The organism is Kitasatospora sp. NPDC028961 (genome assembly GCF_055564815.1).
This window is the reverse complement of the sequence record NZ_JBVHVO010000005.1, coordinates 332088-348856: the sequence shown is the minus strand read 5'-3', so window position 1 is coordinate 348856 and position 16769 is coordinate 332088. Positions and strand designations below refer to the sequence as shown.

Here is a 16769-nt window from a genome sequence, read left to right as displayed (position 1 = left end):
CACAATGCCCGCTTTCACCGCGCGGCACCCGGTGACGGCGCATCAGGACGATAACAAGACGGACTCGGTGGCTCCGAGTTCGGGTCACCCCTCGGCGGGGGGCTCCTCGGCGGCCCCGGCGACGGCCTCCGGTTCGGGCAGGCCCAGGTGCCTGCGAGCCGCGTCCGGTCCCTGCTCCAGCAGCACCGTGAAGCCCTCGTCGTCCAGGACCGGCAGCCCGAGCTGAACGGCCTTGTCGAACTTGGAACCGGGATTGTCACCGGCGACCACGAAATCGGTCTTCTTCGACACCGATCCGGTCACCTTCGCTCCGCGCGAGGTCAGCGCCTCCTTGGCGCCGTCCCGGGTGTGCCCGGCCAGCGTGCCGGTGACCACCACCGTCAGCCCCTCCAGCGGACGCTCGCCCTGCTCCTCGCCGGCCTCCTCGGTGAACCGCACGCCGGCCCCGCGCCACTTCTCCAGGATCTCCCGGTGCCACTCCTCCTGGTACCACTCGGCGATCGAGCGCGCCGTACCGGGACCGACCCCCTCGGTGGCGGCCAGCTCCTCCTGGCTGGCCGCGAAGATCCGGTCGAGGTCGCGGAACTCCCTGGCCAGCGCCTGCGCGGCGACCGGGCCGACGTGCCGGATCGACAGGCCGTTGAGGAAGCGCCAGAGGGGGCGCTCCCTCGCCAGGTCGATGTTGTCGAGCATCAGGCCGGTGTTCTTCTTGGCCGCGCCCGTGGTGGTCGCGAAGAAGAAGACCTCCTTCTCCTCGCCGGTCTCGTCGTCGAGCTTCGGCAGGCCGGTCTTCGGGTCGCGGACCAGCACCCTGATCGGCAGCAGCTGCTCGGCGGTGAGGCGGAAGATGTCGCCCTCGTCCCGGACCGGCGCCTCGGCCGGCTCCAGCGGCTGGGTCAGCGCCGTCGCCGCGACGTAGCCCAGCCCCTCGATGTCCAGCGCGGACCGGCCGCCCAGGAAGGCGATCCGCTCGCGGATCTGGGCCGGGCAGAACTGCGCGTTGGGGCACCGCAGGTCGATGTCGCCCTCCGCCATCGGGCGCAGCTCGGCGCCGCACTCGTGGCAGTGCGAGGGCATCACGAACTCCTGCTCGGTGCCGTCCCGCAGGTCGTACACCGGGCCGAGGATCTCGGGGATGACGTCACCGGCCTTGCGGAGCACCACGGTGTCGCCCAGCATGACGTCCTTGGCCTTGACGATCTGCTGGTTGTGCAGCGTCGCGTACTGCACCATCGAGCCGGCCACCTTCACCGGCTCCGCCAGCACCGCGTACGGGGTGGCCCGGCCGGTGCGGCCGATGCCGACCTTGATCGCGGCGAGCTTGCCGGTGACCTCCTCCGGCGGGTACTTCCAGGCGATCGCCCAGCGCGGGGACTTCGAGGTCGCGCCGAGCCGGCCCTGGAGGGCGATCTCGTCCACCTTGACCACGACGCCGTCGATCTCGTGCTCGACCGAGTGCCGCTGCGCGCCGAAGTGCTCGATGAAGGCGCGGACCTCGGCCAGCGTGCCGACCACCTTGTTGTGCCGGGCCGTGGGCAGGCCCCAGTCGTGCAGCAGCCGGTAGGCGTGCGACTGGTTGTCGATGTCGAAGCCGACCCGGGCGCCGATGCCGTGCACCACCATGTGCAGCGGGCGGGACGCGGTGATGTGCGGGTCCTTCTGGCGCAGCGAACCGGCGGCCGCGTTGCGCGGGTTCATGAACAGCCGGATCATCGCCCGGGGCCGCTTGCCCTCCTTGGCGCGCTCCTCGTTCTCCTGCCGGCGGCGCTCGTTCTCCTCGGCGAAGGAGGCGTTGAGCGCCTCGAAGGCGTCGGTGGGGAAGTAGACCTCGCCGCGGATCTCCACCAGCGCGGGGACGTCGTCGCCCTTGAGCCGGTGCGGGATCTCCTTGATGGTGCGGACGTTGGCGGTGATGTCCTCGCCGACCCGGCCGTCGCCGCGGGTCGCGGCCTGCACCAACTGGCCGTTCTCGTAGGTGAGGTTGACGGCCAGGCCGTCCACCTTGAGCTCGCAGAGGTAGTGGTACTCGATGCCGGCCAGCTCGGTGGCGACCCGCTCGGCCCAGGCGGCCAGCTCGTCGTCGTCCATCGCGTTGTCCAGGCTGAGCAGACGCTCGCGGTGCTCGACGGCCGCGAACTGCTCGGTGACGGCGCCGCCGACCTTCTGGGTCGGCGAGTCGGGGGTGCGCAGGGCCGGGTGCCCGGCCTCCAGCGCCTCCAGCTCGCGCATCAGCGCGTCGAACTCGGCATCGGTGACGACCGGCGCGTCCTGCTCGTAGTAGCGGGCGCGGTGGTCCTCGATCTCGGCCGCCAGCTCGGCGTGCCGCCCGCGGACCTCCGCCGGGATCTCCTCCCAGCCCTCGACAGCCACCACCGCAAGCCCTCCTACGTTCTCATTCCGGGTTGTCCACCAGGCTCTGGGCCGCCCTCACACTGAGTGACAGCGCCTTGCGCGCGTGGGCCGGAGAGGCCCCGGCCAGCCCGCAGGTGGGCGTCACCAGCACACGGCGGCCCAGCAGCTCCGGGGCGAACCCGAGCCTGCGCCACAACGTCCTGACACCCTGGACACTACCGGCCGGGTCGGACAGCGCCGTTGATTGAGCGGGGGCTTCGTCGGTGGGGGGCACCACGCCGGCGAGGATCACGGTGCCCGCCTCGATCGCCTCGCCGAGCTGCTCGTCCTCACGTTCCGTCAACAGCGAGAAGTCCAGGGAGACTCCGGCCACACCGGCCCGGCGCAGCAGCGGGATCGGGACGTCCGGGGCGCAGCAGTGCACCACCACCGGTACGTCGACGCTGCGGATCACCTCGCGCAGCGCCTCCTCGGCGACCTGGCGGTCCACCGAGCGCAGCCGCTGGAAGCCGCTGGCGGTCCTCACCCCGCCGGTCAGCACCGCGGGCAGCGAGGGCTCGTCGAGCTGGAGCACCACCGCCGCGCCGGGGATCCGGCGGCGGACCTCGTCGAGGTGGCGGCGCAGCCCCTCGGTGAGCGAGCCGGCGATGTCCCGGCGGGCACCGGGGTCGGCGAGCGCCTTCTCGCCGTGCTTCAGCTCGATCGAGGCGGCCAGCGTCCACGGGCCGACGGCCTGCACCTTGAGCGCACCCTGGTAGCCCTGGGTGAACTCCTCCAGGGCGTCCAGGTCCTCGCCCAGCCAGGCACGGGCCCGCCGGGTGTCGCGGCCGGGGCGGTCGGTGAAGCGCCAGCCGCTGGGCTCGGTCTGCGCGAACAGCTCGACCAGCAGGCCGGCGCTGCGCCCGATCATGTCGGCGCCCGGCCCGCGGGCGGGCAGCTCGGGCAGGAACGGCAGTTGCTCCAGCGCCCCGGTGGCCGTCCTGGCGGCCTCCCGCGCGTCGGTGCCGGGCAGCGATCCGACGCCGGTGGCGGCGCCGCGCAGGTCGGGGAAAGAGTGTCCGTTGCTCACCCGCCCGAGCCTAGTGCGCCCGGCGTGGGAAGTCGGACCGGCCGACCTCCCACGCCCGGGCTGAGGCCGGCGAACCCACGTCCCCGGGGCTCACTTCCCGGGGCGGACGGTGATCTCGGTGATCTCCGCGTCGCGGGAGGCGTCGAGCGCGGCCAGGACCGCCTTCGCCACCGACTCGGGCGCGATGAAGCGGTCGGCGTCGTACTCCCGGCCCTCCTGCTGGTGGACCTTGACCTGCATCGCGGTCGCGGTGCGGCCCGGGTAGACCGAGGTGACCCGGACGCCGGCGGCGTGCTCCTCGTGGCGCAGCGAGTCCGCGAGCGCCTTCAGGCCGTGCTTGCTCGCCGCGTACGCCGACCAGTCGGCGTGCGCGGTGAGCCCCGCGCCGGAGTTCACGAACACCACGTGGCCCTTGACCAGCCGCAGCGAGGGCAGCATCAGCCGGGTCAGCTCGGCGGGCGCGACCAGGTTCACGTTCAGGGTGTCCTGCCAGGCCTTGACCGGCAGTTCACCGACCTGGCCCAGCTCGACGACGCCCGCCACGTGCAGCAGCGAGTCGAGCTCCGCCGGCAGCGCCTGGTGGCCGAAGGCCCAGGAGAGCTTGGCCGGCGTACCGAGGTCGCCGACCAGGGTCTGCGCCCCGGGGAAGCGTTCGCGCAGCTCCGCGGCCCGGCGGGCGTCGCGGGCCAGCAGCCAGAGGTCGTCCCCGCGTTCGGCGAGGCGCTCGGCGAGGACGGCGCCGATGCCGGAGCCCGCGCCCGTGATCAGATGTGCAGCCATGGTCCCGATCCTCTCAGGCCTTGAGCTGCTCGAAGACCTGGGCGGGGGTGTCGGCGAAGGTGATCAGCTCGCCGAGCGGCCGCGGCAGGAAACCCTCCGTGTCCATCCGCTCCAGCTGGGTGCGCAGGCCCGCGTAGAAGCCCTCGGTGTCCAGGACGATCACCGGCTTGTCGTGCAGCGCGTGCTTCTTGAGCTCCAGCACCTCGGTCACCTCGTCCAGCGTGCCGAGGCCGCCGACCAGCACGACGACGGCGTCCGCGCGCATCAGCAGCTGCGCCTTGCGCTCGGCGAGGTCCAGGGTCATCACCAGCTCGTCGGCGCCCTCGTAGCCCTTGTGCCGGAGCAGTTCCACCAGCACCCCGACCAGCTTGCCCCCGGCCGCCTTCACCCCGTCGGCCAGCAGCCCCATCAGCCCCGCGTTGGAGCCGCCCCACACCAGGGTGTGCCCGCCCTCCCCGAGCAGACGGGCGAATTCGGCGGCAGGCGCGGAGTACCGCTCGTCGAGCGAGTACGCGGAGCAGAAGACAGTGATGTTCATAATGCTGACTGGTCTATCACGCCTCGCCGACGCGCACGGTCAGACCTTGTACGGGACGAGCTTGGACAGGCCCAGCGTGAAGCCGAAGGGCTCCGGGATGCCGATCTCGTCGCCGAACTTCCGGTCACTGCGCGTGTGGTACCGGTCGTGGTCCGGCTCGGAGAACAGCGTCACCGTCTGCTGCCGCGGGTCCACGATCAGATACAGCGGGATGCGCAGCACGGCGTAGTCGTGCGGCTTGTCCATCCAGTCGTTGCCCGGGTTGGAGGGCGAGACGATCTCCACGGCGATCAGGGCCTCCCCCGCGGGGGCCTTGTTGCCCGGCCGGGAGAGAACCTCCTCGGGCAGGTAGGTCAGGTCGGGAGCGCGCCCCATGGAGACGTCCGGGCTGACGATCTCGCTCCGCTCACTGGGGAGGTAGCCGTCGGGGGCGTGCCGCTCGAACTGCCTGCGCACCCGAGCGACGTTGAACTGGTGGATGTTCGAGGGTGATGCCTGCATGATCAGCGTGTCCCCGGACCATTCGATCCGAACGCCCTCGGGAGCGATCCGCTCCAGCTCCTCGACGAAGTCGCGGTGCCGCTCGTAGAAGCTCATGCCGTCCTCCCCGCAAGGCGCCACGGGCATCGCCGGCCGCTCCCCGGAGCCCGGTCGTCGAACACCGGCGGGCCGCACCACCCGTGCGGCTCCGTCCACTATGACGCACCCCGGGGACCCGCGGCCGACGCTCCCACCGGGAACGGGAAGGCGCCGGGCCGGTCGTATCCGGTTCCGGTCAGTGCCTCACCCGCCGAGCAGCCGCCCACCGTCGTGGGTGCGGACGGCGGGTGCCCGGTCGTCCCGGAGTGCATCCAGCAGGCGCACGGCGTAGACCTCGGCCATCCGGGCGGACACCTCGGCCGGCGTGAGCCAGTCGACGGCGGTCGACTCGTCCGACACCTGCTCGGCCCCGCCCTCGGGACGGCAGCGGAAGACCAGGGCGACGATTCCACGGTTCACGTTCTTGTAGACGCCCGTCAGCCGGTCCACGCCGACCTTGATCCCGGTCTCCTCGTAGACCTCGCGGCGCACGCCCTCCTCGATGCCCTCGGTCGGCTCCAGCACTCCGCCCGGGGGCTCCCAGGTGCCGTTGTCCGCGCGACGAATGGCCAGCACCCTGCCGTCCTCCCGCACCACGGCGCCGGCGACCGACACGGAATGGAGCGGCGTTGACTGGGGCTTCCCCGCACTGTTACTCATGTACAGGAGAATAGGAGCCCTGAATAACTATGGCGAATGGTGACGTGGCCTCAACGGCCAAGGCGAAGTATCTGCAGATCGCGGATGACCTCGCCGCACAGATCGCCTCGGGTGCACTCGCGCCCGGCGCGGCCGTGCCCAGTGAAGCCGAGCTCATGCAGCGGTACGCGGTCGCCTCCGGCACCGTTCGCAAGGCCGTCGCCGAACTCCGGACGGCGCAGCTGATCGAGACACACCACGGCCGCGGATCGTTCGTCCGCTCCCGCCCGCCCGTGCAGCGCAAATCCTCGGACCGCTTTCGCCGCGCCCACCGCAAGGCCGGCAAGGCCGCGTACCTCGCCGAGGAGGAGGCGTCCGGGGGCGTGCCGTCGGTGACGGTGCTGTTCGTCGGCCCCGTCGAGGCACCTGCGGACATCGCCCAGCGGTTGCGTTTGCGCGCCGGCACCAAGGTGCTGGCGCGCAAACGCCGGTACTTCCGTGACGGCGTGCCGACCGAGGAAGCCACGTCCTACCTGCCGTGGGACGTGGCCAAGGACATCCCCGAGGTCTTCGCCGAGAACCCCGGCGGCGGCGGGATCTACGCCCGTCTCGAAGAACACGGCCATGTGCTCGCCGAGTTCACCGAGTCTGTGCGGGCACGGCTGGCGACGAAGCCCGAGACCGTGGCACTGGCGCTGAGCCCCGGTTCGCCGGTGATCCACCTCCTGCGGGACGCGATCACCGTGGACGACCGCGTGGTGGAGGTGTGCGACACCGTGATGGCCGCTGACCAGTTCGTCCTCGACTACCGCTTCCCCGCGCGCGACTGACGCCCGGTCGCTTTGACGGACCCGCCAGGGAGGCGCGCCAGCGAGAGTTGACTCATATACAGGAGCTAGGGCACTCTGCTGACATCACTCCTGTACACAAGTACAGGAGTGCGCCTCATCTAGAGGAGACAGTCACCATGACCACGTTTCCCACGCCCCGCTCGTCGTCGGCATCCTCCACCTGCGCAGGGGCCGGATCGCCGCCGGTGTCGACCACTGACCGAGCGCAGTCACTGCCCTACCGCCCCGAGTCGGTGGGGCGGGCCCGCAAGCTGGTCCGCGACACGCTGTCGGACTGGGGCCTGCCCCACTTGATCGACTCGGCCGCGTTGGTCACCAGCGAACTGGTGACCAACGCGGCGAAGACCGGTTGCCGACTGGACATGACGGTCACCGTCCGGCGAATCACCGCCGCAACCGTACGAATCTCGGTGCGCGACGGCTCGCGGTCCCTGCCGGTGCTGATCCGGGCATCCGCCGACGACGAGAGCCACCGCGGCCTCGAACTGGTGCACCGACTCACCGGTGGCCGGTGGGGCGCCACGATCGAACCGTTCGGCAAGGTCGTCCACGCCGACATCTCGCAGTGAGCCCACCTCCCGAGGCGTGGCCCCGCGACGGCCTCCGAGCCACCGCGCCGGAGTCACTGCGTCGCTGGACCGCCTACCCCGTGTCCGCGAGCGCCCTGGTGCACCTCGTCACAGCCGCGCTCGTGCTGGTCTTCCGGGTGTGCCGCTGATACAGCGGCACACCCGGCACGCTCCGACCGGGAGGACCCGTTTCAGGCCGTGACCGGGCGGCGGTGGGTGGTGGCGATGGTGGCGGAGCCGACGACGCGGGTGGTGTCGTAGAGGACGACGGCCTGGCCGGGGGCGATGCCGCGGGCGGGGGTGTCCAGGGTGACGTGGAGTTCGCCGTCGACCATGGCGGCCGTGACCGGGACCTCCTCTCCGTGGGCGCGGAGCTGGGCGGTGTAGCGGCCGTCGGCCGCGGCCTCGGCCCCGCACCAGCGCGGGCGGATCGCGGTCAGGGCCGTCACGTCCAGGCCCTCGACGGGGCCGACGGTGACGGTGTTGTTCACCGGGGAGATGTCGAGCACGTAGCGGGGCTTGCCGTCGGCGGCCGGGCGGCCGATCCGCAGGCCCTTGCGCTGGCCGATGGTGAAGCCGTAGGCGCCGTCGTGCTCGCCGAGCTTGGTGCCGTCCGCGTCGACGATGTCGCCGGGGGCCCGGCCGAGGTGCTTGGCCAGGAAGCCCTGGGTGTCGCCGTCCGCGATGAAGCAGATGTCGTGGCTGTCCGGCTTCTTCGCGACGGCCAGGCCGCGGCGCTCGGCCTCCTCGCGGATGACGTCCTTGGTGGTGTCGCCCAGCGGGAAGAGCGAGTGGGCGAGCTGGTCGGCGTCGAGCACGCCCAGCACGTAGGACTGGTCCTTGGCGGCGTCGACGGCGCGGTGCAGCTCGCGGCGGCCGTCCGGGAGGTCGACGATCCGGGCGTAGTGGCCGGTGCAGACGGCGTCGAAGCCGAGCGCGATCGCCTTGTCCAGCAGCGCGGCGAACTTGATCTTCTCGTTGCAGCGCAGGCAGGGGTTGGGGGTGCGGCCGGCCGCGTACTCGGCGACGAAGTCGTCGATGACGTCCTCGCGGAACCGCTCGGCGAGGTCCCAGACGTAGAACGGGATGCCGATCACGTCGGCCGCCCGGCGGGCGTCGCGGGAGTCCTCGATGGTGCAGCAGCCGCGGGCGCCGGTGCGGAAGGACTGCGGGTTGGCGGAGAGCGCCAGGTGCACGCCGGTCACCTCGTGCCCCGCTTCGGCCGCGCGGGCGGCGGCGACGGCGGAGTCCACCCCGCCGGACATCGCCGCGAGCACACGCAGGCGGCCAGTGGACGGGGCGGTCGGGGCACCGGGGAAGTCAGTCATGATGCCCACAAGAGTACGTGGTCGCGGCGGAGTCCCGGCCGGGTTTACCGGGCGCGCGCGGCCGCCGCCAGCCCCGCGTTGCGGGCCCGCTGCACGACCGGGGCGATGGCTCCGGCGAGCGCGGTGACGTCCTCCCGGGTGGAGGTGTGGCCGAGCGAGAACCGCAGTGAGGCGCGGGCCAGCAGCGGGTCCACGCCCATCGCCAGCAGGACGTGGCTGGGCTGCGGCACCCCCGCCGAGCAGGCCGAGCCGGTCGAGCACTCGATGCCCTGGGCGTCGAGCAGCATCAGCAGCGCGTCGCCCTCGCAGCCGGGGAAGGAGAAGTGCGCGTTGGCGGGCAGCCGCCCCTGCGTCGTCGGGTCGCCGTTGAGGACCGCGTCCGGGACGCCGGCCAGCACCGAGGCGACCAGTTCGTCGCGCAGCGTGCCGAGCACCGCCGCGTGCTCGTCCCGCCGCTCGACGGCGAGCGCGGCGGCGGCCGCGAAGCCCGCGGTGGCCGGCGCGTCCAGCGTGCCGGAGCGGACGTCCCGCTCCTGGCCGCCGCCGTGCAGCAGCGGGACGGGCGTGGCCCCGCGCGACAGCAGCAGGGCGCCGACGCCGTACGGACCGCCGACCTTGTGACCGGTGACGGTGAGTGCGGTCAGCCCGGACTCCGCGAAGGAGACCGGCACCTGACCGAGCGCCTGGACCGCGTCGGCGTGCATCGGAATGCCGAACTCGGCGGCGACCGCGGCGAGTTCGGTGACCGGTTGGATGGTGCCGACCTCGTTGTTGGCCCACATCACGGTGACCAGCGCGACGGAGGCCGGATCCCGCTCGATCGCCTCGCGCAACGCCGCCGGGTGGACCCGGCCGTAGCCGTCCACCGGGAGGTAGTCGACCCGGGCGCCCTCGTGCTCGGAGAGCCAGTGCACCGCGTCGAGCACCGCATGGTGCTCGACCGGGCTGCACAACACCCGGGTCCGGGCCGGGTCGGCCCCCCGCCGGGCCCAGTACAGGCCCTTGACGGCCAGGTTGTCGGACTCGGTGCCGCCGCCGGTGAGGACGATCTCGCTGGGGCGGGCGCCGAGCGACTCCGCCAGCGACTCGCGGGACTCCTCGACCACGCGGCGGGCCCGGCGGCCGGACGCGTGCAGGGAGGAGGCGTTGCCGACGACCCCCAGGTGCGCGGTCATCGCGGCGATCGCCTCGGGCAGCATCGGCGTGGTCGCCGCATGGTCCAGGTATGGCATAACCATCCGATTGTAGAGGGCCACCGCGCGACGCTCGGGCCACCCGGCGGATCCGGCCGCCGCGCAGCGCGCGCAAACGCCCCGATCCGGCCAACCGTCCGCCACCCGCCCGCCATCCGGCCGCCGCTCCCCCGCCACCCGCGGCGCCGGGCACCGGCCCGGCCCCCGACGGCCAAGCCGGGACGGCCGGGGGCTCGTTGGTCTCCCGCCCGGCCGAACGGTTAGCCTGTCGGGCACCGCAAATCGGCCGGACCGGATCAGGACTGGGGGGCGCCATGTCGCAGTCGGTCGACCGCGCCCTCACCCTCCTCGGGTCCCTCGGCGACGGGCCGGTCACCCTCGACCAGGCCGCCACCAGCATCGGGGTGCACAAGTCCACGGCCCTGCGGCTGCTGCGCACGCTGGAGGAGCACGGCTTCGTCCACCGCCAGTCCGACCGGCGCTACCGGCTCGGCGGCCGCGTCCTCTCGCTCGCCCACCGGGCGCTGGAGGAGATCGACGTCCGCCAGATCGCCGCGCCCTACCTGGCCGCCCTCCACCGGCGCTGGGGACTGACCGTCCAGCTGGCCGTGCTCCAGGACGGCGAGGTCCTCTACCTGGACGAGCTGGCCGGCCGCTGGCCGGGGAGCGACACCGCCCGGCCGACCCGGATCGGGCGGCGCGCCCCGGCGGCCGGCACCGCGATCGGCCGGGTCCTGCTGGCCGGTCTGCCCGACGACGGGGCCGGCGAGGACGAGCTGCCTCCCGAGCTGGCCGCCGTCCGCCGCCAGGGCTGGGCGGCCGAGTCGGCCGAGCACCGGGAGGCGGTGGCCTGCGTGGCGGCCCCGGTGGCCGGCAGCGCCGGGCGGCCGGTCGCCGCCTGCGCGGTCAGCGCCCCGACCGACCGGGTCCCGCCGGCCGAACTGGTCCGGCTGCTGCCCGAGCTGCTCTGCACCGCCGAGGCGATCTCGCTGGCGTACGGGGGCTCGCCTACTCCTCGCTGGTGCGAGAACCGTTGCGGTGCCAGGCCCGCGGTGCGCGCCAGCCGTACTTGAGGGCGAGCATCCGCAGACCGAAGGCGGTCAGCGCGGCCGCCGTCCCGGTGAGCGCGGTGAGCCGGTCGAGGCCGATCAGGATCACCACGAGGGCCGAGCCGACCAGGGCCGGGACGGCGTAGATCTCGCGGTCCCAGCGCAGCAGCGAGGGGATCTCCCCGGCGAGCATGTCGCGCATCACGCCGCCGCCGGCCGCCGTCACCATGCCGAGCGCCATCGCGGCCACCGCGCCGAGGCCGTAGTCGTGCGCCTTGGCCGTACCGGTGACGCAGAACAGCCCGAGGCCGAGCGCGTCCAGGGTCTGCACCGCGCGGTTGATCCGCTCGACCTCCGGGTGCAGGAAGAAGACCACCAGGCCGGCCGCCAGCGGCGTGCTGAAGTAGCCGAGGTTGGAGAAGGCCGCCACCGGGGTGGCCCCGATGACGAGGTCGCGCATGACCCCGCCACCCAGCGCGGTCACCTCCGCCAGCACACAGATCCCGAAGATGTCCATGTTCTTGCGCACGGCCAGCAGCCCTCCGGAGAGGGCGAAGACGAAGATGCCGACCAGGTCCAGGCTCTGCTGCACGTCGGAGGGGAAGATCTGCGATGTCACCGGACAACTATGGACCCCCCGGGCGCCGCGCCCGGACGACCGTCACGGTCGCGCCATCGGCCGTCACAGCATGTGACGGCCGATGGCGCGCAGAGGGGATGCGGCCGCGAGCCGGCGACCGCACCCCGGCCCGTCACGCGGTGGCGAGCACCTTCTCGCCACCGGCAGGACTGTTCTCAGGGAAGTGACACGCCACCTGGTGCCCGGTCTTCAGCGCCGCCAGCGGCGGCTCCTGGGCCGCGCAGACCTCCTGCGCCTTCCAGCAGCGGGTGCGGAACCGGCAGCCGGACGGCGGGTTGATCGGCGAGGGCACGTCGCCCTTGAGCAGGATCCGCTCCCGGCGCTGCCGGCGGCGCGGGTCCGGCACCGGCACCGCGGACATCAGCGCGGTGGTGTACGGGTGCATCGGGGACGCGTAGAGCGAGTCCCGGTCGGCGATCTCGACGATCTTGCCGAGGTACATCACCGCGACCCGGTCGGAGACGTGCCGGACCACCGAGAGGTCGTGCGCGATGATCAGGTAGGTCAGGCCCAGCTCGCGCTGGAGGTCGTCCAGCAGGTTGACCACCTGCGCCTGGATGGAGACGTCGAGGGCGGAGACGGGCTCGTCCGCGATGACCATCTTGGGCCGCAGGGCGAGCGCCCGGGCGATGCCGATGCGCTGGCGCTGGCCGCCGGAGAACTCGTGCGGGTAGCGGTTGTAGTGCTCGGGGCTGAGCCCGCACAGCTCCAGCAGCTCCTGGACGGCCTTCTTGACGCCGCCCTCGGTCTGCACCTTCTGCAGCCGGAACGGCGCGCCGACGATGGTGCCGACGGTGTGCCGGGGGTTCAGCGAGGAGTACGGGTCCTGGAAGATCATCTGGATGTCGCGCCGGAGCGGCCGCATCGCACCCGTGCCCAGGTGGGTGATGTCGGTGCCCTCGAACTCGATCTTCCCGCCGGTGGGCTCGTCGAGACGGGTGACCAGCCGGCCCATCGTCGACTTGCCGCAGCCGGACTCGCCGACGACACCCAGGGTCTCCCCTGCGTTGACGGTGAAGTCGATGCCGTCGACGGCCCGGACCGCCCCGGCGTTGCGGCGCAGCAGGCCGCCCGTGATCGGGAAGTGCCGGGTCAGGCCGGTCACCCGGAGCAGCGGCTCGCGGTCGGGGGCGGGCGCGGGCGCGGGCACCTTCTTCATGGGCTCGGGGGCCGCCGCCTGAGTGTCCGTCATCGGTTCTCTCCAGAATGGTGATACGAAACCGGGCTCACAGCCGGGGCGCGATCTCTTCGGTGAAGATGCGGCGCCGGTCGGCGGCGGCGAGGTGGCAGGCCGCGTGGTGCCCGGGCGCTGCCTCGGTCAGGACGGGGACCTCGTCGGCCGAGCGCCCGCCGGTCAGCCCGGCGTACGGGCAGCGCGGGTGGAAGGCGCAGCCGGACGGCACGTTGATCAGGCTGGGCGGGGTGCCCTTCACCGGGACGAGCCGCTCCTGGAGCTCACGGTCGAGACGCGGCATCGAGCCCAGCAGGCCCCAGGTGTAGGGGTGCTGGGGCGCGTCGAAGAGGGTCTCGGCGGGGCCGCGCTCGACGCACTTGCCGCCGTACATGACCAGGATGTCGTCGGCGAGTTCGGCGACCACCCCGAGGTCGTGGGTGATGACGATGACGGCCGAGCCGAACTCCTCCTGGAGGTCCCGGATGAGGTCCAGGATCTGCGCCTGGACGGTGACGTCCAGCGCGGTGGTGGGCTCGTCGGCGATCAGCAGCGACGGGTCGTTGACCAGGGCCATCGCGATCATGGCGCGCTGGCGCATGCCGCCGGAGAACTGGTGCGGGTAGTCGTCCACCCGGCGGTCGGGCTGCGGGATGCCGACCCGGTCGAGCATCTCGACCGCGCGGGCCCGGGCCTGCTTCTTGGTCGCCTGCGGGTGGTGCACCCGGTAGGCCTCGATGATCTGCGCCCCGACGGTGTAGTAGGGGTGCATCGCGGTCAGCGGGTCCTGGAAGATCATCGCCATCTCGCGGCCGCGCAGCTGGCGGACCCGCTCGGGGCCGGCCGCGACCAGCTCCTCGCCGTCCAGGTGGATCTCGCCGCTGATCCGGGCCCGCTTGGAGCGGTGCAGGCCCATGATGCCGAGCGAGGTGACCGACTTGCCGGAGCCGGACTCGCCGACGATCCCGAGGGTCTTCCCCTTGTGCAGGTCGAAGCTGACCCCGTCCACCGAGCGGACCAGGCCGTCGTCGGTGTCGAAGTGGATCCGCAGGTCCCGGACCGAGAGGAACGGGTCCCCGGTCGCGGCGGCCACCGGCGCCGGGGTCTTCTGGAGCTCGGTCACGACAGCCTCACCCGGGGGTCGACAGCGGCGTACAGGAGGTCAACCACGAGGTTGCAGAGGACGATGAAGAACGCGGCGAGCAGCGTGACGCCGAGGATCTTCGGCAGGTCGTTGTCGGAGATCGCCGAGACGGCGAAGGCGCCGACGCCCTGGAGCGAGAAGACCTGTTCGGTGATCAGCGCACCGCCGAGCAGCAGACCGAGGTCCATGCCGAAGATGGTGACGACCGGGGTGAGCGCGGAGCGCAGCCCGTGCTTCACGACCACCTTGCGCTCGGCCAGGCCCTTGGCCCGGGCGGTGCGGATGTAGTCCTCGCTCATCGTCTCCAGCATGCCGGCGCGGGTGAGCCGGGCGTAGAGCGCGGAGTAGAGGAAGGCCAGCGAGATCCACGGGAGGATCAGGTTGCGGGCCCACATCAGCGGGTCGTCGGTGAAGTTGACGTACTGGAGGTTGTCGAGGATCGGCCACTCGTAGCTGAAGAGCGTGAGTAGCAGCGCACCGGTGAAGAAGACCGGCAGCGAGACACCGGCCAGCGCGACGCCCATGGAGAGCCGGTCGAAGATCGACTTCGGCTTGAGCGCGGAGATGACACCGGTGGTGACGCCGGAGACCAGCCAGAGCACGGCGGCGCCGATGGCCAGCGACAGCGTGATCGGGATGCGCTTGGTCAGCTCGGGCCAGACCTCCAGGTGGTTCTTGAAGGAGTAGCCGAAGCAGGGCACGTGGCAGGTGGCGGCGTCCGGGCCGAACTTGTACTCGGCCCCGGTGACGAGCGCCTTCAGGAAGCGCCCGTACTGGACGTAGATCGGCTGGTCGAAGCCGAGGTTCTTCTTGACCGCCGCGACCGCCTCGGGGGACGGGTTCTTCCCGATGTACTGCGTGGCCAGCTGGTCGGTCGTCTCACCGGCCAGGCGCGGCAGCAGGAAGAAGATCGCGAAGGTGACCGCGCTGACCACCAGCAGCAGCACCACGGCCGCGAGCGTCCTGCGGAGGATGTAGGCAAACACAGTTGGTCGGCTCCGGCGGCCCGCCGCCGTCCGGGATCTTCCGGACGGCGGCGGGCGCCGCTGCCTTCACCTGCCTTCAGGGATACGGAGCCAGGCTCTTACTTGGTCGTACCGATGTTCAGGTAGTCGTACTCACCCGAGAAGGCCGAGGTGGAGACGACGTTGGTGGCGGTGTCCGAGCGGTACAGGAACACCTTGAAGTAGGTCAGCGGGACGTAGACCGCCTGCTCCATGACCTTCTTGTCGATCTCCGCGTAGATCTTCTCGCGGGCCGCCTTGTCGGTGTTGACGGCGGCGTCGTCGAGCAGCTTGTTGATCGCCGGGTCGTTCAGCGAGGCCAGGTTGCTGTTACCGGCCTCCTTGATGGCGCGGCCGTCGACGATCTGCTGCAGGAAGCCGTAGCCGGTCGGCCAGTCGGCGCCCCACTGCATCATCATCAGGCCGATGTTCTTCTCCTTGTTCTTCGCCGGCACGCCGACGTTGTCGGAGAGGTACTTGCCCTGCGGGTACTGCTGGATCTCGGCGTTGATGCCGACCTTCTTCAGCGCGGCCTGGATCGAGGTCGCGGCGGCGATCTCGGTGGCGCGCTCGGTCCGGGCGCTCAGGACGGTGTTGAAGCCGCCCTCCTTGCCGCAGGCCTTGAGGGCTTCCTTGGCCTTGGCCTCGTCGCCCTTGTTGTCCTTGGTCTCGTACAGGTTGATGTCCTGGTGACCGGGGATGTCCGCCGGCAGGACGGAGTTGGCGATCTGGCCGCGGATCGGGCCGCCGACCGCGGTCTGCACCGAGACCTTGTCGATCGCGTACTGCACGGCCTTGCGGCACTCGACGTTGTCGAACGGCGCGACCTGGCTGTCGATCGCGGTGTAGACCAGGCGGCCGCCGTAGGCGTTGTCCGTCTTGGCCTTCAGCTTCGGGTTCTGCAGGATCTGCGCCTGGGTCTGCGGGTCGACGCCGCCGCCGACGAGGTCCACCTGGGCGTTGCCGGCCAGCAGGTCCTTGTCGATGGTGGACTGCTCGATGTTCATCTTGAGCACGATCTTGTCCGCGAGCTGCTTGCGGATCGTGTCGGTGCTCGCGTCCCAGCTGGTGTTCGGCACCAGGGTGAGCTGCTTGCCGTCCTCGTAGGACTCGAACTTGTAGGAGCCCGAGGCCATCGGGTGCTTGACGTAGTCGGCGCCCTTGTCCTTGTCCTTGGGGACCGGGACGGTCTGCGGGGCCGAGACCAGGTAGTCGAAGTCCGCGAAGGCGTGCTTCAGGTGGAAGACGACGGTCAGGTCGTCCGGCGTCTCGATGGACTTGAGGTCGCCGGCCGCGTCCTTGTACGGGCCCGCGTACGGGGTCGGGTTGTCGACCAGGAGGTCCTTGAAGTACGTCGGACCGTTGGAGAACACGTCCGGCGCGAAGTTGGAGCGCTCCACCGCGTACTTCACGTCCTTGGACGTGATCGCGCTGCCGTCCTCGTACTTCAGACCGGCGCGCAGCTTGTACGTCCAGGTCAGGCCGTCCGCGCTGGGCTGGCCCATGGACTCGGCGAGGTCCGGGACGAGCTTGTTGCCCTCGTCGCCGGGGCCCGGCGCGAAGGTGGTCAGCGGACGCCCGTACAGGCGCGAGAAGTTGTAGATGTAGGCGTAGTACGTGTTGCCGGGGTCGAGCGAGTCCGGCGTGCCCTTCATCTCGTAGGTGACCGTCCCGCCCTTCTTGTCCGAGGCGTTGACGATGCCCTTGGTGGCCGCGTCGGCGCCGCCGCCGGACGCGGCGGAGGACGACGAGTCGCCCCCGCTCTTGGATGAACCGGAGGTACACCCGGTGACGACCAGGACAGCGGCGGCGGCCACTGCGGTCAGTCCGACGGTACGGGACCTACGCATGGTGAGATCAACC

Annotated in this window: 16 protein-coding genes; 3 read left to right on the top strand and 13 right to left on the bottom strand. The window is 71.6% G+C overall.

All coding sequences use genetic code 11. From position 1 onward, the window contains the following. Positions 1-84 precede the first annotated feature (84 nt). The 6 genes from ligA to ACZ4UX_RS13805 form a co-directional block, all read right to left on the bottom strand. Positions 85-2370 carry an NAD-dependent DNA ligase LigA gene (ligA, locus tag ACZ4UX_RS13830; RefSeq protein ID WP_465706754.1) on the bottom strand — a complete coding sequence of 762 codons (2286 nt, stop codon included), beginning with the start codon at positions 2368-2370 and terminating at the stop codon, positions 85-87. 22 nt (positions 2371-2392) lie between these two features. Then, entirely contained in the window at positions 2393-3421 is a 1029-nt protein-coding gene (locus ACZ4UX_RS13825; RefSeq protein ID WP_465706738.1) for a methionine synthase, read from the bottom strand. A gap of 90 nt (positions 3422-3511) precedes the next feature. Next, positions 3512-4201 carry an SDR family oxidoreductase gene (locus tag ACZ4UX_RS13820; RefSeq protein ID WP_329489704.1) on the bottom strand — a complete coding sequence of 230 codons (690 nt, stop codon included), beginning with the start codon at positions 4199-4201 and terminating at the stop codon, positions 3512-3514. Between the two features lie 13 nt (positions 4202-4214). Next, positions 4215-4739, bottom strand: a complete 525-nt coding sequence (locus ACZ4UX_RS13815; protein ID WP_352295281.1) for an LOG family protein — start codon at positions 4737-4739, stop codon at positions 4215-4217. Positions 4740-4778: 39 nt separating this feature from the next. Beyond that, entirely contained in the window at positions 4779-5336 is a 558-nt protein-coding gene (locus ACZ4UX_RS13810) for a Uma2 family endonuclease (RefSeq protein ID WP_465706737.1), read from the bottom strand. Positions 5337-5522: 186 nt separating this feature from the next. Then, positions 5523-5990: an NUDIX hydrolase gene (locus ACZ4UX_RS13805; RefSeq protein WP_465706753.1), complete on the bottom strand. Its 468-nt coding sequence runs from the start codon at positions 5988-5990 to the stop codon at positions 5523-5525. 17 nt (positions 5991-6007) lie between these two features. Here ACZ4UX_RS13805 and ACZ4UX_RS13800 point away from each other — a divergent pair, with 17 nt between their 5' ends. Together ACZ4UX_RS13800 and ACZ4UX_RS13795 are read left to right on the top strand one after the other, a co-directional pair. Then, positions 6008-6787 carry a GntR family transcriptional regulator gene (locus tag ACZ4UX_RS13800; RefSeq protein ID WP_465706736.1) on the top strand — a complete coding sequence of 260 codons (780 nt, stop codon included), beginning with the start codon at positions 6008-6010 and terminating at the stop codon, positions 6785-6787. A 206-nt stretch (positions 6788-6993) separates the two neighbouring features. Next, positions 6994-7377 (top strand): ATP-binding protein, encoded by a 384-nt coding sequence (locus ACZ4UX_RS13795; protein ID WP_465706735.1) that lies wholly within the window; start codon positions 6994-6996, stop codon positions 7375-7377. A 191-nt stretch (positions 7378-7568) separates the two neighbouring features. Here ACZ4UX_RS13795 and mnmA read toward each other — a convergent pair whose 3' ends face one another. Both mnmA and ACZ4UX_RS13785 read right to left on the bottom strand, forming a co-directional pair. Next, complete coding sequence (gene mnmA, locus ACZ4UX_RS13790) at positions 7569-8705, bottom strand: tRNA 2-thiouridine(34) synthase MnmA (RefSeq protein WP_329489701.1); 1137 nt, start codon at positions 8703-8705, stop codon at positions 7569-7571. 44 nt (positions 8706-8749) lie between these two features. Next, a complete protein-coding gene (locus ACZ4UX_RS13785) occupies positions 8750-9937 on the bottom strand; it encodes a cysteine desulfurase family protein (protein WP_465706734.1) in 1188 nt (395 codons plus the stop codon). A gap of 275 nt (positions 9938-10212) precedes the next feature. Between ACZ4UX_RS13785 and ACZ4UX_RS13780 the strand changes: the two genes are divergently transcribed. Further along, positions 10213-10971 carry an IclR family transcriptional regulator gene (locus ACZ4UX_RS13780; protein ID WP_465706733.1) on the top strand — a complete coding sequence of 253 codons (759 nt, stop codon included), beginning with the start codon at positions 10213-10215 and terminating at the stop codon, positions 10969-10971. On the opposite strand, the gene ACZ4UX_RS13775 is transcribed toward ACZ4UX_RS13780, so the two are convergent. The 5 genes from ACZ4UX_RS13775 to ACZ4UX_RS13755 form a co-directional block, all read right to left on the bottom strand. After that, complete coding sequence (locus ACZ4UX_RS13775; protein WP_329489698.1) at positions 10907-11566, bottom strand: trimeric intracellular cation channel family protein; 660 nt, start codon at positions 11564-11566, stop codon at positions 10907-10909. The two genes, ACZ4UX_RS13780 and ACZ4UX_RS13775, sit on opposite strands and share 65 nt — an antisense overlap. 133 nt (positions 11567-11699) lie before the next feature. Then, positions 11700-12779, bottom strand: a complete 1080-nt coding sequence (locus ACZ4UX_RS13770) for an ABC transporter ATP-binding protein (protein WP_465706732.1) — start codon at positions 12777-12779, stop codon at positions 11700-11702. Positions 12780-12813: 34 nt separating this feature from the next. Continuing rightward, positions 12814-13881, bottom strand: coding sequence for an ABC transporter ATP-binding protein (locus ACZ4UX_RS13765; RefSeq protein WP_352295271.1), 1068 nt, complete (start codon positions 13879-13881; stop codon positions 12814-12816). Continuing rightward, positions 13878-14888, bottom strand: coding sequence for an ABC transporter permease (locus ACZ4UX_RS13760; RefSeq protein WP_329489696.1), 1011 nt, complete (start codon positions 14886-14888; stop codon positions 13878-13880). Before ACZ4UX_RS13760 ends, ACZ4UX_RS13765 begins: the two co-directional genes overlap by 4 nt. A 98-nt stretch (positions 14889-14986) precedes the next feature. After that, entirely contained in the window at positions 14987-16756 is a 1770-nt protein-coding gene (locus ACZ4UX_RS13755) for an ABC transporter substrate-binding protein (RefSeq protein WP_329489695.1), read from the bottom strand. Positions 16757-16769 lie beyond the last annotated feature (13 nt).